Annotated in this window: 21 protein-coding genes; 9 read left to right on the top strand and 12 right to left on the bottom strand. The window is 72.1% G+C overall.

Features of this window, described 5'->3' with window-relative positions:
- The first annotated feature begins 205 nt into the window (after positions 1-205).
- Positions 206-652, top strand: coding sequence for a nitroreductase family deazaflavin-dependent oxidoreductase (locus tag ACFYNP_RS32595; protein WP_100578938.1), 447 nt, complete (start codon positions 206-208; stop codon positions 650-652).
- Positions 653-748: 96 nt separating this feature from the next.
- Here the strand turns inward: ACFYNP_RS32595 and egtD are convergent, their stop codons facing one another.
- From egtD to egtA, 4 genes are read right to left on the bottom strand one after another with little or no spacing between them, the layout of a single operon-like run.
- Positions 749-1,711 (bottom strand): L-histidine N(alpha)-methyltransferase, encoded by a 963-nt coding sequence (gene egtD, locus ACFYNP_RS32590; RefSeq protein ID WP_388404848.1) that lies wholly within the window; start codon positions 1,709-1,711, stop codon positions 749-751.
- On the bottom strand, positions 1,711-2,463 hold the full coding sequence (gene egtC / locus ACFYNP_RS32585) for an ergothioneine biosynthesis protein EgtC (RefSeq protein ID WP_388790617.1): 753 nt from the start codon (positions 2,461-2,463) through the stop codon (positions 1,711-1,713). The genes egtD and egtC overlap by 1 nt, the downstream gene beginning before the upstream one ends.
- Complete coding sequence (egtB, locus tag ACFYNP_RS32580) at positions 2,463-3,764, bottom strand: ergothioneine biosynthesis protein EgtB (protein WP_388790614.1); 1,302 nt, start codon at positions 3,762-3,764, stop codon at positions 2,463-2,465. Before egtB ends, egtC begins: the two co-directional genes overlap by 1 nt.
- Complete coding sequence (egtA, locus tag ACFYNP_RS32575) at positions 3,761-5,014, bottom strand: ergothioneine biosynthesis glutamate--cysteine ligase EgtA (RefSeq protein ID WP_388790611.1); 1,254 nt, start codon at positions 5,012-5,014, stop codon at positions 3,761-3,763. Before egtA ends, egtB begins: the two co-directional genes overlap by 4 nt.
- A gap of 138 nt (positions 5,015-5,152) precedes the next feature.
- On the opposite strand from egtA, the gene ACFYNP_RS32570 reads away from it, so the two are divergent.
- Positions 5,153-6,073, top strand: a complete 921-nt coding sequence (locus tag ACFYNP_RS32570) for a TIGR02452 family protein (RefSeq protein WP_388404859.1) — start codon at positions 5,153-5,155, stop codon at positions 6,071-6,073.
- Here ACFYNP_RS32570 and ACFYNP_RS32565 read toward each other — a convergent pair.
- The gene (locus tag ACFYNP_RS32565) at positions 6,070-6,531 is read right to left on the bottom strand and encodes a type II toxin-antitoxin system PemK/MazF family toxin (RefSeq protein ID WP_388404861.1); all 462 of its coding nucleotides are present in this window, start codon (positions 6,529-6,531) and stop codon (positions 6,070-6,072) included. The genes ACFYNP_RS32570 and ACFYNP_RS32565 overlap by 4 nt on opposite strands.
- Before the next feature lie 71 nt (positions 6,532-6,602).
- Between ACFYNP_RS32565 and ACFYNP_RS32560 the strand changes: the two genes are divergently transcribed.
- On the top strand, positions 6,603-7,661 hold the full coding sequence (locus ACFYNP_RS32560; RefSeq protein ID WP_388790608.1) for a glycosyl hydrolase family 18 protein: 1,059 nt from the start codon (positions 6,603-6,605) through the stop codon (positions 7,659-7,661).
- A gap of 166 nt (positions 7,662-7,827) precedes the next feature.
- Here ACFYNP_RS32560 and ACFYNP_RS32555 read toward each other — a convergent pair whose 3' ends face one another.
- From ACFYNP_RS32555 to ACFYNP_RS32545, 3 genes are all read right to left on the bottom strand, one after another.
- On the bottom strand, positions 7,828-8,613 hold the full coding sequence (locus ACFYNP_RS32555) for an ArsR/SmtB family transcription factor (protein WP_388790605.1): 786 nt from the start codon (positions 8,611-8,613) through the stop codon (positions 7,828-7,830).
- An 84-nt stretch (positions 8,614-8,697) separates the two neighbouring features.
- Positions 8,698-11,415: an exo-beta-D-glucosaminidase gene (locus ACFYNP_RS32550; protein WP_388790603.1), complete on the bottom strand. Its 2,718-nt coding sequence runs from the start codon at positions 11,413-11,415 to the stop codon at positions 8,698-8,700.
- Between the two features lie 191 nt (positions 11,416-11,606).
- Positions 11,607-12,782, bottom strand: a complete 1,176-nt coding sequence (locus tag ACFYNP_RS32545; RefSeq protein ID WP_388790600.1) for an ROK family protein — start codon at positions 12,780-12,782, stop codon at positions 11,607-11,609.
- 158 nt (positions 12,783-12,940) lie between these two features.
- Here ACFYNP_RS32545 and ACFYNP_RS32540 point away from each other — a divergent pair, with 158 nt between their 5' ends.
- Positions 12,941-14,389 (top strand): APC family permease, encoded by a 1,449-nt coding sequence (locus ACFYNP_RS32540; RefSeq protein WP_388790597.1) that lies wholly within the window; start codon positions 12,941-12,943, stop codon positions 14,387-14,389.
- A 63-nt stretch (positions 14,390-14,452) separates the two neighbouring features.
- Here the strand turns inward: ACFYNP_RS32540 and ACFYNP_RS32535 are convergent, their stop codons facing one another.
- Together ACFYNP_RS32535 and ACFYNP_RS32530 are read right to left on the bottom strand one after the other, a co-directional pair.
- Positions 14,453-15,946, bottom strand: a complete 1,494-nt coding sequence (locus tag ACFYNP_RS32535) for a flotillin family protein (RefSeq protein WP_388790594.1) — start codon at positions 15,944-15,946, stop codon at positions 14,453-14,455.
- A gap of 154 nt (positions 15,947-16,100) precedes the next feature.
- Positions 16,101-16,304: a hypothetical protein gene (locus tag ACFYNP_RS32530; protein WP_100578928.1), complete on the bottom strand. Its 204-nt coding sequence runs from the start codon at positions 16,302-16,304 to the stop codon at positions 16,101-16,103.
- A 71-nt stretch (positions 16,305-16,375) separates the two neighbouring features.
- Between ACFYNP_RS32530 and ACFYNP_RS32525 the strand changes: the two genes are divergently transcribed.
- The 4 genes from ACFYNP_RS32525 to ACFYNP_RS32510 all read left to right on the top strand — a co-directional run bounded on the left by ACFYNP_RS32525 (position 16,376) and on the right by ACFYNP_RS32510 (position 19,976).
- Positions 16,376-17,008, top strand: coding sequence for a helix-turn-helix domain-containing protein (locus tag ACFYNP_RS32525; protein ID WP_388790592.1), 633 nt, complete (start codon positions 16,376-16,378; stop codon positions 17,006-17,008).
- A 163-nt stretch (positions 17,009-17,171) separates the two neighbouring features.
- Positions 17,172-18,077, top strand: coding sequence for a class I SAM-dependent methyltransferase (locus tag ACFYNP_RS32520; RefSeq protein WP_388404885.1), 906 nt, complete (start codon positions 17,172-17,174; stop codon positions 18,075-18,077).
- Positions 18,078-18,186: 109 nt separating this feature from the next.
- Positions 18,187-19,179 (top strand): GlxA family transcriptional regulator, encoded by a 993-nt coding sequence (locus ACFYNP_RS32515; RefSeq protein WP_388404888.1) that lies wholly within the window; start codon positions 18,187-18,189, stop codon positions 19,177-19,179.
- A 134-nt stretch (positions 19,180-19,313) separates the two neighbouring features.
- Complete coding sequence (locus tag ACFYNP_RS32510) at positions 19,314-19,976, top strand: cysteine hydrolase family protein (RefSeq protein ID WP_388790590.1); 663 nt, start codon at positions 19,314-19,316, stop codon at positions 19,974-19,976.
- A gap of 48 nt (positions 19,977-20,024) precedes the next feature.
- On the opposite strand, the gene ACFYNP_RS32505 is transcribed toward ACFYNP_RS32510, so the two are convergent.
- Together ACFYNP_RS32505 and ACFYNP_RS32500 are read right to left on the bottom strand one after the other, a co-directional pair.
- A complete protein-coding gene (locus ACFYNP_RS32505) occupies positions 20,025-20,720 on the bottom strand; it encodes an alpha/beta fold hydrolase (protein ID WP_388790588.1) in 696 nt (231 codons plus the stop codon).
- A gap of 156 nt (positions 20,721-20,876) precedes the next feature.
- Positions 20,877-22,124 (bottom strand): MFS transporter, encoded by a 1,248-nt coding sequence (locus ACFYNP_RS32500; protein WP_388790584.1) that lies wholly within the window; start codon positions 22,122-22,124, stop codon positions 20,877-20,879.
- A 258-nt stretch (positions 22,125-22,382) separates the two neighbouring features.
- Between ACFYNP_RS32500 and ACFYNP_RS32495 the strand changes: the two genes are divergently transcribed.
- Entirely contained in the window at positions 22,383-23,405 is a 1,023-nt protein-coding gene (locus tag ACFYNP_RS32495) for a LacI family DNA-binding transcriptional regulator (RefSeq protein WP_388404896.1), read from the top strand.
- The last annotated feature ends 24 nt before the right edge of the window (positions 23,406-23,429 follow it).

The following is a 23,429-nucleotide window of genomic DNA, read 5'->3' as shown; positions in this document are numbered from 1 at the left end:
GTCCGCTGCCCGCACCCGTAACGGGCAAGCGTTCGAATCAGGCCTTCCTGTCCGCTCGGCGGATTCCGGCCTTCCTGCCACCCTCGGGTGTCCTTCGGCGCGGAAGGCGGACGTCGCGGGGAAGATGAGGGGAGCCGACGGCGTTTGACCGGAGGCCGGCCGAAGCACGGCCGGCCCGCAGGTTCACGGACGAAGGGACCCCACCATGCCTCTCGACGGCGAGTACGAACCGACCCCTACCGCGTGGGTGCGCAAACAGGTCGAGCTCATCGAGCAATCCGGCGGTGCCAAGGGAATGTCGATGAACGGCATGCGGGTGGTCCTGCTGACGACGCGCGGCGCCAAGAGCGGCAAGCTGCGCAAGTCCCCGGTGATGCGGGTCGAGCACGACGGCCGGTACGCGGTGGTGGCGTCCCTCGGCGGCGCGCCCAAGAACCCGCTCTGGTACCACAACATCGTCGCCGACCCGCGCGTCGAGCTCCAGGACGGCACCGAACGGCAGGACATGACGGCCCGTGAGGTGACGGGCGAGGAGAAGGCCGAGTGGTGGGAGCGGGCCGTCGCGGCGTTCCCCAACTACGCGGACTACCAGGAGAAGACGGACCGTGACATCCCCGTCTTCGTCCTGGAGGCGGTGCCCGGCGGCCACTGATCCCGGACGAGCGGGTGACGCGCGCACGGGCGCGGGTTCCCGCACGGGGCGCGGGTCCTGCGGCCGTGCCGCGCCGCAGGACCCGCGTGCCCGGCTCTAGCCGGCCGTCGCCAGGGAGAGCGCGAACCGCCCGGCCGCGTCCGTCCACCAGTGGGTGGGTACGAAGCCGGCCGCGCCCAATTCGGCCCGTACGCCCTCTTCGCGGAACTTGGCCGAGATCTCGGTGCGCAGTTCCTCGCCCGCCGCGAACGGGACCACCAGGTCGAGTTCCGGGATCTTCACCACCACGTCGCGGCGGGCCCGCAGCCGCATCTCGATCCACTCCTCCTCGCGGTTCCACAGCGCCACGTGGTCGAAGTCGTCCGGGTCGAAGTCGGCGTCCAGTTCCCGGTCGATGACGCTGAGCACGTTCTTGTTGAACGCCGCCGTCACCCCGGTGGGATCGTCGTAGGCGCGGACCAGGACGGACTCCTCCTTCACCAGGTCGGTCCCGATGAGCAGCGAGTCACCCGGGTCCATCAACTTCCTTACGGAGCTGAGGAATTCGGCCCGCTCGGCGGGCAGCAGGTTCCCGATGGTGCCGCCGAGGAACGCGACGAGCCGGGGGCCCGGCGCCTCGGGCAGTTCGAGGACCCGGGTGAAGTCCGCGATCAGGGCGTGCACACGCAGATCAGGATGGTCGGCGAGCAGCCCTTCCGCCGCTCCGGCCAGCGCGCTCTCGCTCACGTCCACCGGGATGTACGTGAGCGGCGCCGGCAGCGCGTCCAGGAGCAGCCGGGTCTTCTCCGAGGATCCCGAACCCAGTTCGACCAGGGTGTGCGCCCCGGTCGCGGCGGCGATGCCGGCGGCGCGGTCGGCGAGGATCTCCCGCTCGGCGCGGGTCGGGTAGTAGTCGGGCAGCCGGGTGATCTCCTCGAACAGCTCGCTGCCGCGGGCGTCGTAGAACCACTTCGGCGGAAGGGACTTGGGGGCCTGGGCCAGCCCGTGCAGCACATCGGCGCGCAGTGCGGCCCCGGTGGCGTCCTCGGGCAGGGTGCGGGTCAGCTGGAACGGGCGCACTACGGGGACTCCTTGAGGGGGGTGAGGAGGACATCGGTGCGGCTGGCGGTCAGCAGGGTGCGGTCGGGCACCTCGCGCCAGTGCGGATCGTCGTCGTAGGGCTCGGAGGCGACGACGGCGGAACGGCCGGGCGTGTGCAGATACCAGAGGGTGTCGCCCCAGGCCGTCGCCGTGATGGTCCCGCCGTCGGTGAGCAGCAGGTTCAGCCGCGAGCCGGGTGTGGCGGCGGCGAGTTCGGCGACGGTGTCGGCCAGCGCCTGCCCCGGCGCGTCACCGCTGTTCAGGCGGTGCAGGACCAGCGCCCACACGAACGCCGAGTCGCAGCGCGCCTCAAGGCGCAGCAGGGCTTCGGCGGGCAGCGCGGCGGCGAGCCCCGCCACGCCGTCGGGCCAGTTCCGCAGGGCGCCGTTGTGGCTGAACAGCCAGCGCCCGGAGGCGAACGGGGCGGCCGCGGCCTCGCCGTCCGCGCCCGCCTCGGTGGCGTCCCGGACCGCCGCGAGCAGCGTTCCGGTGCGCACCACCCGGGCCAGGTCCGCGAAGTTCGGGTCGGCCCAGATGGGCCCGGACCGCCGGTAGCGGGCCGGCGCGGGGTCGCCCTCCGCGTACCAGCCGACGCCGAAGCCGTCGGCGTTGACCGTGCCGTAGCGCTGGCGGCGTGGCGCCCACGACTGCCGGTGGAGGCCGTGCGGCGGCCCCACGAGCAGCTCGCCGAGGGTCGAAGGCGGTCCCGTATAAGCGATATGACGGCACATCAGGCGCCGTCCCGTGCGGTACGGAAGCCCGCGAAGATCTGGCGGCGGACCGGCAGGTCCCAGTTGCGGAACGTGCCCCGGCAGGCGACCTCGTCGACGGAGAACGCCCCGCCGCGCAGCACCTTGTGCCCGGGGCCGAAGAACACCTCCGAATACTCGCGGTAGGGGAAGGCCACGAACCCCGTGTAGGGCAGGAAGTCGCTCGACGTCCACTCCCAGACATCGCCCATCAACTGCCCGACCCCCAAGGGTGATCGGCCCTCGGGGTAGGCGCCGGCGGGCGCGGGCCGCAGATGGCGTTGGCCGAGGTTGGCGTGGGCGGCGGTCGGGTCGGCGTCGCCCCAGGGGTAGCGGCGCGAGCGGCCCGAGACCGGGTCGTGACGGGCCGCCTTCTCCCACTCCGCCTCGGTCGGCAGGCGCCGCCCGGCCCAGCGGGCGTAGGCGTCGGCCTCGTACCAGCTGACGTGCAGGACGGGCTCCTCCAGCGGCACCGGCTCGGTCACTCCGAAGCGCCGCCGCAGCCACTGGCCGCCCTCCTGCCGCCAGAACAGCGGTGCGCCCAGGTCGTGTTCGCGGATCATCGCCCAGCCCGCCGGCTCCCACCAGCGCTCCTCGCGGTAGCCGCCGTCCTCGATGAAGCGGAGGTAGGCCCCACAGGTCACCGGGGTCGTGTCGAGGTGGAAGGCGGACACCACGCGATGGTGGGCGGGGCGCTCGTTGTCCAGGGCCCAGGGCTCGGTCGAGGTGCCCATGGTGAACGGGCCGCCGGGGACGAGCACTTCGGCGCGGAGGCCGTCGGTGGTGCCGGTCGGCGGCTCGGGGGCGGTGAGAGCGACCGGGCCCGACCGCAGCTGATGGGTGATCAGCATGGTCTCGTCGTGCTGCTGTTCATGCTGGGCGATCATGCCGAAGGCGAAGGCGGCATCCGTCAGCGGGCCGCCGCGCAGCGGGGTGCTCTCCAGTACGTCCAGGGCCCGGCCGCGCACATCGGCGGCGTACCGGCGCGCCTCGGCGGGGGCGAGCAGCGGCAGGGTGGGGCGGGCGGCGCGGGGATGCTCGAAGGCGTCGTAGAGGGAGTCGATCTCGGGCCGGATCGCTTCCTGACCGGCGACGGCACGCAGCAGCCACTGCTCCTCCTGGTTGCCGATGTGCGCGAGGTCCCAGACGAGCGGTGACATCAACGGCGAGTGCTGCGCGGTCAGTTCGTGGTCGTCGACGGTGGAGGTGAGCGTGCCGGTGCGGGCGCGCGCAGCGGTGAGTGCTGTCAGGGCGCGGGCCCTGAGCAGCTCCGGGTCGGTCATGGGCGGAGGTCCTTCGGTGCGGCGGGCGAGGGTGTGTCGTCGGCCGGACATCGGCCCCGTACGACATAGCGATCGGTGAAGTCGGCCACCCGGTCCAGGAGGTCCGGTGCGGCGCCGAGCCGGGGGAGCGCGCCGAGTGCCGCCGCGAAGCAGGCCGTGGCCGCCTCGCGCAACTCGGGGTCGGTGAGACCGTCGCGGGCCGCCGCGTGCCAGAGCGGATTGCGCGGCGCGGTCAGTGAACCGGCGCGCTCGGCAAGGGGTTTGACGGTCCGGTAGGCGAGCTCGGCGGCCTCCGGATCGTCGAAAAGGGCGGTGGTCACGGCGAGCGGAACGGTCCACCCGTGGTCGCCGGGCTGCGCGTCGATCATGCGCAGTTCCAGGTGGCCGCGCGGCCGGACCGGCGGGAACAGGGTGGTCAGGTGGTAGTCGAGATCGGCGCGGGTGGGCGGCCGCGGTGCCTTGGTGCGCAGCCACTGCCGGAAGGTGAGGCCCGCCGGGGCGGACCACGGGCCGTGGTCGGACCGTACGCACAGGACCGGGGCGTCCATGACGTGCGCCGCCCAGGACGCGCGTGGCGGGGCATGGAGCGGCGGGGCGAGCGCGAACACCGGGTCGATGTCGCTCCAGTTGGCCTGCCGGACCGAACGCCAGCCGGTCGGCCGGCCCTGCTGCACGGGGGAGTTGGCGAACGCGGCGACCAGGACCGGTCCCAGGAGGTGGGCCATCAGCCAGCGCCGCCCGAAGCCGAGCGGGCCGGGCTCCTCGTACCCGGCGTCGAGGCAGACCTGCACGGAGGCCGAGGAGCACATCATGGCCCGGCCCGCGGGACCCGTTTGGTCGAACCGGGCCTCCATGGCGTCGTAACGGGCCTCGCGCAGCATGCGGCGCGGGGGATGCCAGGGTTCCTGGCCCAGTCCGACGAGGGCGAGACCGCGTTCCTTGAGGGCGCCGCGGACCGCCATCAGGTCCGCGGAGACGGTGGAGACGCACTCCATGAGCGATGCGGCGGGCAGCGAGCTGAGCTCAAGCTGACCGCCGGGTTCGACGGTGAGGGGCGTGCGCACCGGCAGGGTGCGCAGGGCCGCGTAGGCGGATCGGAGTCGGTCGTGCGGGACGGCGAGCCGGGGGTCGTGCAGATCGTGGACGAGCCACTCCAGCTCCACGCCCACAGTGCGTGGCGGACCCGTCTTGAAGCAGATACATCGCAGCAGGTCCTCGGCCTCTGTCTCGGTCAACTCACCTGCGGTCATGGGCGGATGTCCGCCTTTCCGGGGGCTCGGATGCACATGGCGTCTCACCTAAGTCTTCGCCGCCGCCGCGCACAAGAGCGCCTCCCCGGGCGGATATTCGATTGCGACAATCTTTCGCACACGTTCACGATGCCGTTCATGAGTGTACGATTGCGCGGGATTGCCCGCCACACGGTGGAGATCACCGACATCGGACGGTACGCGACCGGAAACGGCCGCACGGTGTCGATCGCCGAGCCGGTGGCGGCCGCCCTCGCCGGAACCACCCTGCACGGCCCGGACCCCGTCCCCGTCACCCCCGACCGCGATCGCTCGACCCGCATCGAGGTCACCCCGGAGAGCAGCCTCGACGCGGCCCGGCGGATGGTGGACGCGGACGGCACGGGCAGGGTCGCGGTGCTCACCTTCGCCTCCGCACGCAACCCCGGCGGCGGTTTCCTCAACGGCGCCCAGGCCCAGGAGGAGGCGCTGTGCCGCTCCTCCGCCCTGTACGCCACGCTGCTGCGGGTCCCGGACTTCTATGCCCACCACCGCGCGGACCGGGACGTGTTCTACACCGACCGGGTCATCCACTCGCCCGGCGTCCCGGTGTTCCGCGACGACCGCGGCCGGTTCCTGGAGACGCCCTACCAGGTGGGCTTCCTGACCTCGCCGGCGCCGAACGCGGGAGTGATCAGGTCCCGTACGCCCGAAGCCGCACCCCGCATCGGGCCCGCCCTCGACGCGCGGGCCGAACGCGTGCTGGAGACGGCGGCTCTGCACGGCTACCGGCGTCTGGTGCTCGGGGCGTGGGGCTGCGGGGTGTTCCGGAACGACCCGGCGCGGGTGGCCGCGGCCTTCCGCACACACCTGACGGGGGAGGGCCGGTTCGCGGCCCACTTCGACGAGATCGTCTTCGCGGTCCTCGACCGCGGCAGCGAGCGGGCCACATTGCGGGCGTTCGAACTCGCCTGGAAACAGCGGTGCGTGCAGCGCGGGTGGGTCGGACCCGGTGTCCCGGCCCGGAGCGACGGCGGCGGGCCGGGGCGTTCATCGGGAACGAGGCCGGACGGGCCCTAGCGCCAGCCGTACCGCTCGCGCAGCCGCTCCGCGACCAGGGCGAAGCGGGGCAGGTCCAGGGCACAGGCCTCACGGCGCATCCCCTGTTCGTGCAGCCGCAGCACCCGGTCGAGGTCGACCCAGGACTCACGGCCCTCCCGGTCCCAGGGGCCGACGCCGATCGGCACCCACTCGCGGTCGTGGTCGTGCCGCTTGCTGGACAGCTGCACGGCGAGCAGCGTGCCGGCCGCCTCGCGGGCCACCACGAGCACCGGCCGGTCCTTGCCGCGTCCGTCGTTCTCCTCGAACGGGACCCAGGTCCACACGATCTCGCCGGGGTCGGGGTCGCCGTCACGGTCCGGGGCGTAGTCCATGCGCACGGCCGCCACCCCGTGGGGGTCGGCCTGGCTGGTGGCGCTCGGGCCGCTCTGGCCGGGCAGCGGCGGGCGGTCGGTGTGGTCGTCGAGATATGCGGTCATCCGGACACCGTAGGGCCTGTACGGCCCAATGCGTGGAGCGGGTGGGCCGGTCGGGCCGCAGGCTCGGACGCATGGCCCTCCGCTCCGGCGCACGAACGCGCCTCGCCGCCCTGTGCGCCACCGCCGCGACCCTGACCGCCCTCCTCCACTCCCCGGCACGCGCCGAAGAACCGCTCCCGCCGCCCCTGCCGCGCACCGTCTCCGGCTGGCTTCCGTACTGGGACCAGGAGGGCGCGTACGCCGATGTGCTGCGGCACGCCGCCCAACTGCACACCGTCAGCCCGTTCTGGTATCAGGCGAAGGCGGCCGACCGGATCGACGGCCACCCCGGCGCGGGCGAGATCCGCATCATCGACGGCCTGCACCAGGCGGGCATCAAGGTCGTGCCGACCGTCATGGAGACGCTGAAGGCGGGCGAACTCGCGGAGATCCTCACGGATCCGGCCACGCGTACCACCCATGTGGAGGCGCTGCTCGCGCTGGTGCGCAGCCGGGCGTACGACGGGATCGACATCGACTACGAGTCGATCGCCCCGACCGGCGAGGCCGACTACCTCGCGGTGCGCGCCGCCTATGCCGCCTTCGCCGGCGAACTGTGCGGGCGGCTGCGCGCGTTGGCCAAGAGCTGCGTGCTCACGGTGTCCCCGCAGACCGCGACCACGGGACGGATCTGGGACTACGCGGCGCTCGGCCGGGTCGCGGACCGGGTCCGCGTCATGGGGTACGACCTGCACTGGCAGGGCGGCGACGCGGGCCCGCTGGCCAGCCCCCAGTGGTACGACGACATCCTGCGCCGGGCCACCGCGCTGATCCCCGCCGACCGCCTGGAGATGGGCGTGCCCGCGTACGGCTGGGACTGGGTGGAGGGCGGGAAGACCCGCCACGTGACCTGGAAGGAGGCCGAGGCCCTGCGTGCGGCGAAGGGCGCCCCGTACCGTCTCGACCCCGATTCCAGCACGCCCCACTTCACCTATGAGGAGGCCGGCGCCGTCCGGCAGGTCTGGTACCAGGACGCGGCGGGCATCACCGCGGACCTGCCGGTCCTGAGCCGCTACGGCATCCACCACACCGCGATCTGGGCCCTCGGCTTCGAGGACCCCGCGGTGTGGCCGGTCCTGGGACGGGCCTGAACATGGCCGGATCACGACGGAGGGAAAAGGACCGGACCACTGGCCGGTGCCGCGTGCTTGACCGTTGTCGCGGCGCACCCCCGGTGGGACGCCGGCCGGGGCACGCGCGCCCCGCGACGGAACCGTGCGCGTCGGCACGCTCCGGGTGGAGCTTCCCCGCCACGCCTCAGCGCGCGGGCAGCGGCTCGCCGGTCTCCAGAAGGGTCTTCAGGCTGGAGAGGATCGGCGGCCAGCCCTGGCTGCACATGTCGTGCAGGATGCCCTCGGGGTCGAAGTCCTGGGTCACGGTCAACTCGACCTGACTGCCCAGGGGTTCGAGATCGAAGGTGACGGTCGAGCGGCGCTCCACGGCGAGTTCGGCGCGCACCTCCTCCGCGATGCCCACCGCCTGCGCCCACTGCTCGGTGAACGTGTGCCAGGTGTAGGCGAGCCGGCGGTACGGGTCGGATACGAGGACCACCTGTTCGGGGTCGCTCATCGTGGCTCCGCCCTGCTTCCAGACGAGCGGGGAGCCCTCGGTCCAGTCGCTCTCGAAGGCCACGCCCCAGTACCGCTCCGTGAAGGCGGGCTCGGTGAGGGCCTGCCACAGCCGTTCCGGGGTGGTGGCGATGTAGGTCGTGTACACGAACGTCCTGCTGTCCATGACGGTCTGCTTCAGTGCTCTCTTCAGGTCCGCGAGGGCGGTGACCCTGCCGCGGTCGAAGCGGCTGATCCACCGCTCGGCGATGGCGTTGATCGGGACGGCGTTCACGTAGTGCAGCTTGTCCCGCCCCCGGCGCACCGTGGTGATGAGACCGGCGCTCTCCAGGACGGTGAGGTGTTTGCTCACCGACTGACGGGCCATGTCGAGCCCCGCGCACAGCTCCCGCAGGGTCTGTCCGTCGCGGTCCCCGAGCCGGTCGAGCAGCTGTCGGCGGCTCGGATCCGCCAGAGCCTTGAACACGTCGTCCACGGGGCGTCACCTTCAGTCATGCAGCCATCCGGCTGCCTCTCCATGATTGGCACCCGGACGGCTGCATGTCAAACGGAGGCCGCGTCAACCCCCGGGCGTGATCATCGTGGGCGTGTTCCACCCGGACACCCGCAGGCGTGGCGCCGAGCCGTGCAGGTCCGCCGTGCGGTAGGTCGCGGTCAGGGTCGCCGACTCGCCCGGCCACAGGCTCACCTGGTTGTCCGACCAGTGGACCGGCAGGACGGGGGTGCCCTTCGCGTCCACCAGGTGTACGTCCGTGAGGAGCGCCGGGGCCGGCCCGGAGCCCGTGTTCCGCACGGTCACCGTCGTCGTCGAGGTGCCGCCCGGGTCCCTCGTGGTCGCGCCCGCCGCCGTCACCGTCGCGCTCGGCATGGCGGCCAGTCCCTTCAGGTCGGCGTAGGACGTGGTCGGGGTGTGGAACCAGTCGGTGTGGGTGTAGTCGAGCGTGTCGGGCTTGGTGGAGAGCCAGTACACATTGCGGCTCACCTCCCGGCCCGAGGCGTCGGTGAGGACGAGCTTCGCCAGGTAGGTGGCGGGGAGGCCGCTCACCGACGCGGGGACCGTCAGGGCCGTGGTGCTCGCGCCGTCGCCGGCGACGTTCAGGCCCGTCGCCGTCCGGTCGTACTTCCGGGTGCCGTCCGGGGTGTGGAGCGAGACGTGTGCGGTCAGTCCCGAGGCCGGGGTTGGGCGGCTGTTGACCACGGTCACCGCGCGCGTGTCGTAGGAGTACTGGATGTGCAGCGGTTCGTTCGCCTTCTTCGCGCCGAAGTAGGCGCCGCCCTGGTCCAGGTAACGGTCCGTCAACTGCCAGTGCAGGGAGGTCCATCCGCTGTTGAACATCCAGTACACGACGCCGGTCGAGGGCTTCGAGGCGTCCTTGGCGTTACGGCCGTACGCCTCGAACTGGGCCCGGACGTTCTCGTACTGCGCGAGCTGCGCCTTGCGCACGTAGTCGTCGAGGCCGGTGGGGGCGCCGTAACGCCCCGCCAGGGCGTCGTCGTACAGCTTGAGCGTGGCGAAGGTGGCCGAGGGGGAGCGGTGGTACTGCTTGGCCGAGGGGGACCGCCAGAGGGTGTCGAGCTCGGACGGTGACAGCATGCGGCGCAGGGTGTCGAGCGTGGGGATGTCGGGGCCCGCGCTGGTCTCGGAGTTGAAGCCGGTGGCCCCGCCCTCCTGCTTGTTGTACCAGTAGCCGGGCGGCACCCAGTCGTAGGGCCCGGTCATCTTCATGCCCGAACTACCGCTGATGGGTGCCGAGTTGTCGGACGCGGCGGCGATCACCGGCGTCGGCCAGTCCGCCGCGCCGAGTGCTTCGACATACGTCTTCTCGATCGTCCGGTCCGGCGCGAAGTCGCTGCCGATCAGGAAGGAGATCACGCTGGGGTGGTCGCGCAGACGGGCCGCCTCCGCGGCCATGGACGCCTTCGCGACCGGGTAGTCGGCCGCCGTCCACGGGTCGCCCGTCTCGGCGCCGTTGACCTGGCCCTCCCACTTGTCGCAGCACTCCCAGCCGGGCAGGGTGAGGATGCCGTAGCGGTCGGCCAGGTCGAAGAACTCGTCCGGCTCGATGTGCCCCTCCAGGCGGATGGTGTTGAGCCCCAGGTCCAGGGCGTACTTGAGCCGGTCCTCGACAGAGGTGCGGTCCCAGCGCAGATACTCGTCGGGGGACCAGCCGCCGCCCTTGATCAGCAGCGGACGCCCGTTGATCACGTACTGGCGGGCTCCCGCCGCGTTGAGCGGAGCCTTCACATCGTGGATGCCGAACGACTCGTGGGCGGTGTCGGAGGTGCGGGAGGCGACCGTCGCCGTCAGGTCGAGGGCGTAGAGCGGCTGGCCGCCCATGCCCGCCGGCCACCACACCCGCGGTGCTGTCAGCCGGAGTTGGGGGTGGGTGAGGGGAGAGAAGGTGACCGCTCTCGTCTCGTGCGGGGCGAGTCCCACGTCCTGGCTGAAGGAGAGGCCACCGATCGTGCCGGAGACCGTCGCGGTGACCGGGGCCGCCGAGTCGTTGCGGACCCGGGCCTTCACGGTCAGGTCGGCCGAGGACAGCGACGGCACCGTGAGGGCCGTCATCACATGCGCGTCGCGCAACGCGACCGGGCCGCCGCGCCGGACCAGCACGTCGCGGACGATGCCCATGTTCTCGTCGGGCGGCGGTTGCAGCCAGTCGATCCAGCCCATCGTGAGGTTCTTGGCGGGGTCGTTGGGCTGGATGCGGAAGGCCACCGTGTTCGTGCCCGCCCTGACCAACTCGCTCACGTCCAGCTCGTGTCGGGTGTAGGCCCCGGTGACGGTGCTCTTGCCGGCGACCTGCTTGCCGTTGACGAAGACGTCGGCCGCCGAGATCACCCCGCTGAAGTCGAGGTAGGTGCGCGACGCGGTGTCGGCGACGGTGAAGTCCGAGCGGTACCACCAGGGGACCGCGAAGTCCGCCTTCGGGATCTTCTGCTGGTCGGTCGAGTAGAAGGGGTCGGCGTACTTGCCGGTCGCGAGCAGCGCCGCGAGGACCGTGGAGCGGGCGCCGGCCGGGTACCAGCCCGCCGTGGGGTAGCCGGGGCTCGACACGGCCGCCGGGGGGTCGGCGACCTCGGCCGTCGACCGGATGTCGTACCCGGCCAGGGCGGTCGCGTGGCCCGGGGCCGGGTCGACCGGTGTGGCGCGGGTATGCACGGGGTGGGCGTCGGGCGTGGCCGACGGAGTTCCGGCGGTCAGGGCGAGGAGCAGCCCGAGCACCGCGACGGCGGCGGTCTTCGGGTGCGTGGATACGGGGCGGTGGAACACGGTGGTCTCCCAGGGGGCTGGTCGGGACTTCCGCGCATCGCTACAGGTGCTTGTGCAGGTGCTTCGTCATGTGCTGGTTCGGGTGCTTGTCCATGGGGCGACAAGTAAAGGAACTTTACTTACTTACCAAGGATGTTGGAGGCGGTGATAGGGGCATGTCAATCACAGGCCTGAGGGGTGACGCGGTGTCCTCAGTGCGCCGCGCGGCGTTCGAAGGCCACGTCCCGTGCCGTGCCGAGCGCCGTCGCCACCGCGCCGAGCAGCACCGCGTCCTCGCCGAGCGAGCTCCGCGCCAGCTTCGGCCGCAGCGGAGTGAGCGCCCGCAGCGTCTCGCGCACGGGGCGAAGCAGCAGGTCCGCGCTGTGGCCGACGCCGCCGCCGAGTATCACGAGATCGGGGTCGAGAACGGCCGCGACCACCGCGACGGTGTGCGCGATCCGCTCGCCCTCCAGCCGAACCGCCTTGACGGCGGCGGACGTTCCGGCCCGCGCCGCGTCGAAGACGTCCTTCGCGGTGAGGGGGCCCGCCATGCCGAGCGAGCGGGCGGCCGCGACGACCGCGTCGCCGGAGACCGCGCCCTCCAGGGTGTCCGGCTTCTGACCGCCCGGCCACGGCAGGAAACCGATCTCGCCCGCACCACCGTGCGCGCCCGTGAAGAGCTGGCCCTCGCTGACCACTCCCATGCCGAGACCGGTGCCGATCATGACGTACACGAAGAGCCGGCTGCCCGCCCCGATGCCGAAGGTGTACTCGCCGAGGGCCGCCAGATTGGCGTCGTTGTGCACGGCCAGCGGCATGCCGAGCCGCTCCCGCATCTGGTCGAACAGGCCCGGCCTGCCCCAGCCCGGCAGGTGCTGCGCGTAGCGGACCCGGCGCTTCTCGGCGTCGTACACGCCCGGTGTGCCGACCACGGCCTGGGCGACCTTGTCCGCGTCCACGCCCGAACCCTCGACGAGCCGGTGGGCGCTGGTGACGACGAGATCGGCCATGCCGGCCGAGGTGCGCGCGTGGTTGCGGACCTCGGAGCGGGCCACCACGGTGCCGTCCAGGTCGGCCAGGGCGATCCGCAGCCAGGCCCGGCCGATGTCGATGCCCAGCGCGTAACCGGCCGTCGGGTCCGGCGCGTACAGCACGGCGGCCCGGCCGCGCTCGGGGATCATCGTGCCCGCCTCGCGGACCAGGCCGGCCGCTTCGAGGGAGGCGAGCGCACTGGACACGGTGGGCTTGGAAAGGCCGGTGTCGCGGGCGAGCTGGGCCCGGGAGGCCGGACCCTCGGCGCGCAGCCGGTCGAGCAGCAGGCGCTCGTTGGAACTGCGCTGGCGCTGTGGGTTCCAGGGCAGGTCGCCACCCTCGTCACTGCTGGTCATCGCATCATTCTCACGCATCGGTCCGAGCTGCCCACTGACGACCCCTTGACGGTGAAAGTAAGGGTACTTAACTTAAGCACGCCCAACGTCGAGGGGAATCCCTGCGCCACGCGTCGGCAGTAGCTTCCTTATCCAGACATCAGCCCAGGGAGGACCCCGTGTCCGCAACCCCTCCGCCCTCCGGCGGCTTCGTCCGCCGGATCGGACTGTTCCAGGCCACCGCCATCAACATGAGCCAGATGTGCGGCATCGGCCCCTTCGTGACCATTCCCCTGATGGTCGCCGCCTTCGGTGGACCCCAGGCCGTCATCGGGTTCGTGGCGGGCGCGGTCCTCGCGCTCGCGGACGGTCTGATCTGGGCCGAACTCGGCGCCTCGCTGCCGGGTTCCGGTGGCAGCTACGTCTATCTGCGCCAGGCCTTCCAGTACCGCACGGGCCGCCTCATGCCGTTCCTCTTCGTGTGGACGGCGATGCTCTTCATCCCGCTCGCCATGTCCACCGGCGTCGTCGGGTTCGTGCAGTACCTCGGCTATCTCGCCCCCGGCCTCGGCGAGACCGCCGGCGACCTGATCGGGCTCGGCATCATCGCGCTGGTGGTCCTGCTCCTGTGGCGGGGGATCGAGAACATCGCCCGGATCACCGCCGTGATGTGGGTGGTGATGATCGCCTCCGTGGGCCTGGTGATCCTCGCCGCCGCCACCGACTTCAGCCCCCGCCTCGCGTTCCACTACCCGGCCGGCGCCTTCGAGTTGACGAGCAGTCACTTCTGGATCGGCTTCGCGGCCGGACTCACCATCGGGATCTACGACTACCTCGGCTACAACACCACCGCCTACATGGGCGCCGAGATCAAGGACCCCGGACGCACCCTGCCGCGCTCCATCATCTACTCCATCTTCGGCATCATGGCGATCTATCTGCTGCTCCAGATCGGCACCCTCGGCGTGATCGACTACCACCGGATGCTGGACCCGAACGACATCGCCTCCTCGTCCGTGGCCTCCGCCGTCCTGGAGAAGGCCTGGGGCAGAACCGCCGCCGACGTGGTGACCGTTCTCATCCTCGTCACCGCCTTCGCCTCGGTGTTCGCCGGACTCCTCGGCGGCTCCCGGGTCCCGTACGACGCCGCACGCGACAAGGTGTTCTTCCGCCCCTACGCCAAGCTGCACCCCCGCCACCGCTTCCCGATGCTGGGCCTGGCCACCATGGGGGTCATCACCGCCATCGGCTTCATGATCGGCCGACGCACCGATCTGACCACCCTCATCCAGCTGCTCACCACGGTGATGGTCATCGTGCAGGCGCTCGCGCAGATCCTCGCCGTGACCGTACTGCGCAAACGCCAGCCCGCACTGCGCCGCCCGTACCGGATGTGGCTCTACCCGCTGCCGAGTCTGGTCGCCCTGATCGGCTGGCTCACCATCTACGGCTACTCCGACAAGAACTCGCCGGGCCGCCACCCCATCGAGTGGTCGCTGGCCTGGCTGGCGCTCGGCTGTGTGGCCTTCGTGCTGTGGGCGCGCTTCGAGAAGGTCTGGCCGTTCGGGCCGCGCGAGATCCACGAGGAGTACCTCGACCAGCAGACCGCGGAGACGCTGGCGGCCTGAGCCGATACGGCAGTCGGCCCCCCTCCGGTCGCCGGAGGGGAGCCGACTTCCTTTCATCCAGGCCTAGTTGCGCGTGCCGTTGGCCTCCTCCGTGATCGGTATGGTCTTGGAGCGGGGCGAAGGGGCGGCCGGGGACCGCCCGGTCGGGGCATCGCCGTTCTGGTTCATCGACGCGAGCAGCTGACGTGCGAGACCCAGGCCCGTGCCGCCCATCGTCAGCGCCTTCGCGAACATCTCCGACATGCCCTCGGCGCCGTTCAGGAGCACCATGTGCTCCACGTTGCCGAAGGCGGAGGCCCCCGCCTCCACGATCTGCGGCCAGTTCTCGGCGAGTTGCTGGGCGACCACGGCCTCCTGGTTCTCCGCCAGGGCCGCCGCCCGCGCCTTGATGGCCTCGGCCTCCGCGAGGCCCTGGGCCTTCGCCGACTCGGCCTGCGCGAGGCCCCTGGCCTGCGTCGCCGCCGCCTCGGCCTCGCCCGTCGCCCGGGTCGCCTTCGCGGCCGCGAGCCCGCGCGCCTCGGTGGCCTGGGCCTCGGCTGCCGCGGCCGCCTTCACCCGGGTCGCCTCGGCCGCCGCGGCGAGCTCGGTCTCCTTGGCCTTGGCCTGCGCGGCCGAGATGCGGGCGTCACGCTCGGCCTCGGCCAGCGTGCGCTTCTCGTACGCCTGGGCGTCGGCCGGCTTGCGTACGTCCGCCTGGAGCTGCTGCTCGCGGCGGTGGGCCTCCAGCTCGGCGACCCGGGTCTCCTGGACCACCACCTCCTGGCGGGCGGCGGCGTCCGCGAGGGGGCCCGCCTGGCGCGAGCTGGCCGCGGCCTTGTCCCGCTCGGCCTGATAGCCGGCCTGGAGGATCTCGCTGTCCCGGGTCGCCTCCGACATCCGCGCGAACGCGGCCTGTTCGGCCTCGGTGGCCCGCAGGTTCGCCTCGGCCTGCGCGATCCGCGCGTCCCGCTGCACCGCGGCGGCGTGCGGCATCGCCAGGTTCTTGATGTAACCGGTCGGATCCTCGATCTCGTGGATCTGGAGCGAGTCGACGATCAGGCCCAGCTTCTCCATCTCCGTACCGCAGGCCGCCCGGGTCTGCCCGGTGAGCTTCTCGCGGTCCCGGATCATGTCCTCGACCGTCAACCCGCCCACGATGGAACGGAGATGACCGGCGAAGACGTTGTGCACCCGGTCCGACATCATCTTCTGCTGGTCGAGGAAGCGGCGGGCCGCGTTCGCGATCGACACGAAGTCGTCGCCCACCTTGAAGATGACCACGCCGCGCACCCGCAGCGGAATGCCCTGCTGGGTCACACAGTCCACCGACAGCTCGGTCTCGTTGAGATCGAGCGACAGTTTCCTGACCGCCTGCACACCGGGCAGTACCAGGGTCCCCCGACCGGTGACGATCCGGAACCCCATGCCCTCGCCGAGCCCCTCGGTCCGGTGCTTGGACCCGGAGATGACGAGTGCTTCGTTCGGTTCGGCCACCCGCCACATGAGCTTGAACAGGCCTACCAGAACGATGATGGCGGCGAGAACGAGTCCCGCCGCGACGCCGATGACCATCGGCATACGCCCCCTTCACGCAGTGCCGCTCGGCACTGACGAGGGGAGTTTGCTCCTGGCCGCCGATGGCGGGAAGACGCTGACGATTCCTTGTCGCAATCTTGATACGCACCGGTGAACGTGCAGGTGAAGACGGGGGCCAACGTGAGCGTGGGAGTGCTCAGTTGTCGTATGCGGCCATCACGTAGACCGTGCGCGGAGGCAGATATTCCACCACCGTCACCACCGTCCCCGTCTCCAGTCGGCCGGTGCCCGGCGCGGGGTGGGCCAGGAAGTGCTCGGCCCCGCCCCGGATCCTGACGATGACCTCACCCACGAGCCCGGGCCCGACCGTTCCGGACACCCGGCCGGGCAGTCCCACCATGTCCTCGCTCATCGGGGGAGCGTAACGGACCGGCCGGGCAGCCCGTACGGGTGCGGCATACCGTATGGCCCATGACGCAGAACGACGGCGACCTGGACGGTCTGGTACGCAAACGGATCCGCGCCCTGCGGCTGGCCCAGGGCTGGTCCCTCGACGAGCTGGCCTCGCGGGCCAACCTCAGCCAGTCCACGCTCAGCCGGATCGAGAACGGGCAGCGCCGTCTCGCCCTGGACAGCCTGGTCACCCTCGCCCGCGCCCTGGACACGACGCTGGACCAGCTCGTGGAGACCGCCGCCGAGGACGTCATCATCAGCCCGACGGTCGACGCCACCCGAGGACAACTGCGCTGGCCGGTCAGGGCAGACCCCGGCATGAGCGTCATCCGCCAGCGCATGACCGAGCCGCCGCCCGACAGCCCCGCGCGGATGCGCGCCCACCCCGGCCGCGAATGGCTCGTCGTGCTGTCCGGCACCGCGGTCCTGCTGCTCGGCAACCGCCGCATCCGGGTGGAGACGAACCAGGCCGCGGAGTTCCCCACGATGCTGCCGCACGCCATGGGCGCGGAGGGCGGCCCGTGCGAGGTCCTCGGCATCTTCGACCGGGACGCCCGGCGCGGCCACCAGCGCGCCGAGAACGGTGGCGGGAGCGGTGGCGAGAACGGCGCCGAGAACGGTGGTCGGCGCGGTGGCCGACGGCCCGCCTGAGCAGCCGGGCCGCCCCCGGCGGAGCCGGGCAGCGGCCGCCTGACGAGCGGGGCCGCCGCAGGTCAGCGGGTTTCTTGCGCGTTCGGCAGCCGATCGGGGCATCGTCTTGCGCATTCGGGGGCGCGCCGTGCCGCGCCCGCGCGACCGGCTTAGCGTGGGCGGCATGAGTCACGCAAGCCCGAAGACCGCGCCCGACCAGCACGCCGGCCACGGCCACGCCGCGCACCGAGCCCACACCCACTCCCAGCCCTTCCGGCACGACGCCGACGGCGAGGCCGAGATCCTCGACCTGGACGCCGCCGTGCTCGCCGAGCACATCGCCTCCATCACCGCCTCCCTCCCGCTCACCGCCGACCCGCGCCACATCGTGGACTTGGGCTGCGGGACCGGCACCGGCACCTTCGCCCTGCTCACCCGCTTCCCCGAGGCCGAGGTGACCGCCGTCGACAGCTCGGCGGACCATCTGCGCCGTCTGCGCGAGAAGGCCGAGGACAGGGGAGTGGCCGACCGGATCCGCACGGTGCGGGCCGACCTGGACGACGAGTGGCCCGAACTCGGTGCGCCGGAACTCGTCTGGGCCTCGGCCTCGATGCACCACATGGCCGACCCGGACCGCACCCTGCGGGCGGTTCACGACCTGCTCGTGCCCGGCGGCCTCTTCGCCGTCGTCGAACTGTCCGGCTTCCCGCGCTTCCTGCCCGAGGACGCCCCGTCCGAGCGCCCCGGTCTGGAGGAGCGCAGCCACGCCGCGAGCGAGCGCCACCACGCCGAGCACGTGCCGAACCGCGGCGCCGACTGGGGACCCATGCTGGCCGAGGCCGGGTTCACCATCGAGGACCACCGCACGATCACCGTGCACCTCGACCGCTCCCACAGCGACGCCGTCGGCCGCTATGCCCTCCAGAGCCTGCTCCGCATGCGCGACACCGTCGTCCAGAACCTGTCGGCCGAGGACCTCGCCGCGTACGACCGGCTCCTCGACACCGGGAGTCCGCAGGGCATCGTGAACCGTGACGACCTCGCGGTGCGCACCGAGCGCACGGTCTGGGCCGCCCGGCGCCGGGACTGAGCCCGGGCGTGCCCGGCGCGGCGGCCCGGACGAGCCGGAGCGGGCCCGTGTCCGGATGTGACAGGGAATCGTCATTGCGGCCACCGGAGCGGGCGCGGAGGATGGGTGCATGCCCACTTCGCACCGGGTCGTCATCGCGGTCTTCCCCGACGTCGACCTCCTGGACGTCACCGGACCGGCCGAGGTCTTCGCCCTGGCCAACCGGGAGACCGGCGGCCGTGCCGGGTACGAGGTGTGCCTCGCCGGCCCCGCCGCCGGAGAGGTCCGCACATCGGCGGGCGTGCGGCTGATCGCCGACCTGTCGTTCGCGGAGGCCGGCCGACGCGTGGACACCCTGCTCGTGCCCGGCGCGGTCGACCTCACCGACGCGGGGCCCGTCGCCCGCATCGACCCGGACGTCGTGTCCTGGGTGAAGGACACCGCACGGCACGCCCGCCGGGTGGCCTCGGTGTGCGTGGGCGCCCATGTCCTCGCCGCGGCCGGGCTCCTCGACGGCCACACGGTGACCACGCACTGGCTGACGGCCGCTCAGCTCGCCGCCGACCACCCCGCCGTCACGGTCGACCCGGACCCCATCTTCGTCCGCTCGGACCGGGGGCGGCTGTGGACCGGCGCCGGGATCAGCGCCTGCCTCGACCTCGCGCTCGCCCTGGTCGCCGAGGACCGGGGGGAGGACGTCGCCCTGGCGGTGGCCCGGCAGTTGGTGATGTATCTCAGACGGCAGGGCGGCCAGAGCCAGTTCTCCGTGCCGCTCAGCCGGCCCGCCACCTCCCGGCGCGACATCGACGAGCTGCGCCTGTGGATCGCCGACCACCTCGACGAGGACCTGTCGGCCCAGGCCCTCGCGGCCCGCATGTGTCTGAGCGAGCGGCACTTCGCCCGGGTCTTCAAACAGGAGACCGGCGCGAGCCCCGCCTCCTATGTCGAGGCCGCCCGGGTCGAGTCGGCCCGGCGCCTGCTGGAAACCACCGATTGCCCGCTGGACGAGGTCGCGAACGCGTCCGGACTCGGCTCGGTCGAGACCCTGCACCGGGCGGTCAGACGCCAGCTCGCCACCACCCCGGCCGCCTACCGCCGACGCTTCCGCACCCAGCCCGCCTGAGCTCTGACCCCTCTTCCCGGGTTCCCCGAGCACGGGCCCCACGGCTTCGCCGTGCCGGGACGGCCTCGCCATGCCCGGAACCATGACCACACCGATATCTGATGCCCCGTCAATTTCCTTACGAAAGGCCCGAGATGAGCACCCGAGAGAACTCCGCCCACTCCGCCCACCAGTCCTCCACCCACCAAGCCTCCGCGACCCTGCGCGAGGTGGTGGGCCTGGACAGCCGGCCGCCGCGGCTCGGCGACTCGATCCTGATCCTGGTCGACTACCAGAACACCTACCGCACCGGCGTGATGGCCCTGGAAGGCGCCGGGGAAGCCCTCACGGCCGGCGCACGCCTGCTGGAGCGGGCCCGCGCCGAGGGCGCCCCGGTCGTGCACATCGTCAACGACGGGGGTGAGGGCGGACCGTACGACATCCGCGCCCACATCGGAGCCATCAGCGACGAGGTCGCCCCCAAGGACGGGGAGCCCGTCGTCGTCAAGCAGTTCCCCAACTCCTTCCACCGTACCGAGCTGGAGCAGACCCTCACCGACCTCGGCGCGGCCCCGGGCAGCGGCAAGGACCTGGTCATCGCCGGGTTCATGACCCACATGTGCGTCAACTACACCGCGCAGGGCGCCTTCAACCTCGGCTACCGGCCCACGGTCGTCGCCGAGACCACGGCGACCCGCTCCCTCGCCGCGCCCGACGGCACGGTCCTTCGGGCTGACGACCTCCAGGCCGCCGCGCTCACCGCGATCACCGACCTGTTCGGGGTCGTCGTGCCCACGGTCGACGCGCTCCCGGCCTGAGCGAGGACGGCGGGGCGGCCGGGACGGGGGTCCGGCCGCCCGACGCCGTCAGATCCAGCCGTCGAGCGAGGCCATGAACCCGTCGAAGTCGTCGCGGTGGATGGTGTGCCCCGCGCCCTTGACGGTACGGACCTCGAAGCCACGCGCTGCGAGGCGGGCCGCCTCCGTCGCGTCGTAGAGGAAGCTCGCCTCGGCGAGCTGGACGAGCGAGGGGACGACGGCCTTCGCGGGGACCAGGTCCGAGCCGAACATCGCGGCCAGGCCGAGGGCGGTGTTCTCGTCCCAGAGTCCCAGCGTCGCCAGCTCGATGTCGATGTCCTCCCGCTCCCAGCGCGGGTTGAGCTCCGCGATCATCTCCCGGGTCGCCCCCTTGAACTGGGCGAAGAGCTCCGGACTGACGCTCTCGTGAGACGAGTTGACGTTCCAGGCCGGATCCGAGTAGACCGCGCGGGCCGGACGCAGCCGCTCGGCGGCGAGCGAGAGGGAGAGTGCGCCGAGTGAGTGGCCGATCGCCAACTCGGCCCCGGCGGGCAGGGTTTCGACGAGGTCGTCGGCGAAGAGCTCGGGGCGGTACGCGCCGCGGCCGCTCGCGCCGTGGCCGCGCAGGTCCACCGCGATGACGCGATAGCCCCGGTCGGCGAGTGCCGGGCCCACCTTCCGCCAGGTGCGGTGGTCGGCCATGATCCCGTGGATCAGGAGGGCGACCCGGTCGCCCTCTCCCCAGGTGCGGGTGTTGAGTTGCACGATCTTGCCTTTCGGTGCGGTGGTGCCGTCGATCGGAGGGTGTACGGGCCCGGGGCGGGCGGCGCGGTCAGGTGCGGGCCCGCCCCGGAACCGTACGGATACGGCCCCGGACCGGCGCGCGTGTCAGGCACGCGCGGGCCCGGGCCCGTACGTCTGTCAGCGCACGGACCTGATCGGGCGCACGGCGAGCGCGCCCAGGACCGAGAGCGCCGCTCCGGCCAGGAAGAGCGCGGTGTAGCCGCCACTGGCCGAGACGATCAGGGAGGCCGCGAACGGGGCGACGATCTGCGGGCCCGCGTTGGCGACGTTGAGGACGCCCATGTCCCGGGCCGCGTCCTCGGCCTTCGGCAGGACGAGGGTGACGAGGGCGGTGTCGACCGCCATGTAGCAGCCGAAACCCAGGCCGTTGACGACCGCGAACGCGATCATCGCGGACCAGCTCGGCGAGACGGCCGGAATGACCAGGGCCGCCGCGGACAGTGCCGCCGAGGCCCCGACGAACAGCTTGCGCCGGTCGTGCCGGTCGGAGAGCCAGCCGCCGAGCACGGTCGAGACCACCATGGCGACGGCGTTGACCGGCGTCAGGATCGCCACCGCGTGTTCGGGCGAGAGGCCCGCCGGGAGACGGGTGTGGTCCTGGAGGATGTAGAGCTGATATCCGGCCACCGAGAAGTAGCCGAGCACGAGCAGGGCCCGGCCGATGAACGCCCAGCGGAAGTCGTGGTCGCGCAGCGCGCCGGTGAACGCGGAGAGCTGCCGGGTGAAGGGGAGCGGTGCCCTGGCCGGCCGTCTCTCCTCGCGCGTCCCGGCCGTGAACACGACCGCGGCGACGGCGATGAGGGCGCCGAAGACCAGGTAGCCGGTGCGGTAGTGATCGGAGAAGGCGGCGCCGAGCAGCGCGCCGACGGTGGAGCCGAAGGGCAGCCCGAGCCCGACGGCGGCCGAGGCCCTGCCGCGGGCGGACAGCGGCACCCGGTCGGGTACGACCGAGGTCAGGGCCGCCTGGTAGACGTTGAGGACGGCCTGGCCCAGACACCACACGATGGTCACGAGCAGCAGCGTGTGGACCGTGCCGAGCAGCAGCATGACCGGCAGCGCCAGCAGGCCGCCGCCGAGTATCCAGGGATTGCGGAGCCCCGAACGGTCGGAGAGCGCGCCCGCCACCGGGTTGAACACGGTCGCGAAGATGGCCGAGACGCCGGAGACGAGACCGAAGTCGGCGACCTTGTGCGCCGCGTCGATGTGCTCGATCTGGAGCGCGAGCAGCACCCCGGGCACGCCGATGTAGAGGGCGTACAGGGCGGTGTTGCCGAGCAGCAGCAGGGGAAGGAGCCCGCGTGCGGGCCGGGGAGCCGGGTCGGTGACGGCCAGGGGGATGCCGGTGCCGGGGGAGGAAAGGGCCACGCTGCCCTCCGAGGAGTGGGAAGAGGCGGACGAGGGGTACGAGCGCGTGCGGCGCGGGGCCCCACCGGGACGGAATGAGGGTTCCGGACGGTGGAGGACTCCCGGTGACACCGGTGCCGACGGGTCGACGGCCCGTGACCGACGGCGGTGACGCTGGGCGGTGACACGTGTAAACGAGTGCGTAGCCACTGTGTAGCATCGAATTCAGGCCATCCGCTAGACCCCGGCCCGGACGCGTCTGGAAAGATGCCGATCGCGATGAGCCAGACACCCAAGCAGCCTGCCGACCGTCCCGTCCCGACCAGTGCCGACGTGGCCAGGCTCGCCGGGGTCTCCCGGGCGACCGTGAGCTACGTGCTCAACAACACCTCGGCCGTGCGGATCAGCGAGCCCACCCGGATCAAGGTGCGGGCCGCCGCCGAAGAACTGGGCTATGTGCCGCACGCGGCGGCCCGCAGCCTGCGTGCCGGGCACACCCGGATCGTGCTGCTGCCGACCTCCCACATCCCGGTGGGGCCGCTCTACAGCCGGTTCTTCAACGAGCTCCAGTGGGAGCTGCGCCGGCTCGACTACACCGTCGTGCAGTACGGGAGCCTCGGGCTCGGCGCCGAAGAGGCGGCCCGCGCGTGGGCCGAGCTGCGGCCGGTCGCGGTGGTCTCGCTCGGCGAGATCGAGCTCACTCCGCAGGGCGTCCGGCTCCTCAAGCGCTCCGGGGCCCGCGCGGTCATCACACTGGGCCCGCAGCGCGTCGAGGGCGCCCACGCGCTCGTGATGGACCAGCGCGAGGTCGGCGAGAGCGCCGTCGCCCACCTCCTTGGGCGGGGCCGTCGCCGGATCGGTGTGCTGATCCCCGAGGAGCCCGGTCTCGAACTCTTCTCCCGGCCCCGCCTGGCCGGCGCACGCAAGGCCGCGCACGGCACGGACGCGGTCGTCGAGCCGGTCACGATGGCGTACACGGAGGAGTCGGCATCCCAACTCGCCCTCCGCTGGCGCGAGTCGGGTCTGGACGCGGTGTTCGCCTACAACGACGAGTACGCGATGCTCCTGATGCGCGCGCTCCAAGACGCTGACATCGATGTCCCCGGCGAGGCCGCGGTGATCGGCGCCGACGACCTGCTGCTCGGCAGGCTCCTGCGCCCCCGTCTGAGCACGGTGCGCGTCGAGATGGTGACCGGCCGCCACCTGGCCGAACTGGTCGACCGCGTGGTGCGCGACCCGGACGGCGCCCCCGAGCGGCACGACCTGATGGGCGCCCGCGCGCTGCCGCGCGAATCCAGCTGAACCCGTGCGCGGGACGGGGTGCGC

The sequence above is a fragment of the Streptomyces sp. NPDC006691 genome, from assembly GCF_042869955.1.
Lineage (GTDB): Bacteria > Actinomycetota > Actinomycetes > Streptomycetales > Streptomycetaceae > Streptomyces.
The sequence above is the reverse complement of the archived record's forward strand: the minus strand, read 5'-3'. Positions and strand labels throughout refer to the sequence as shown.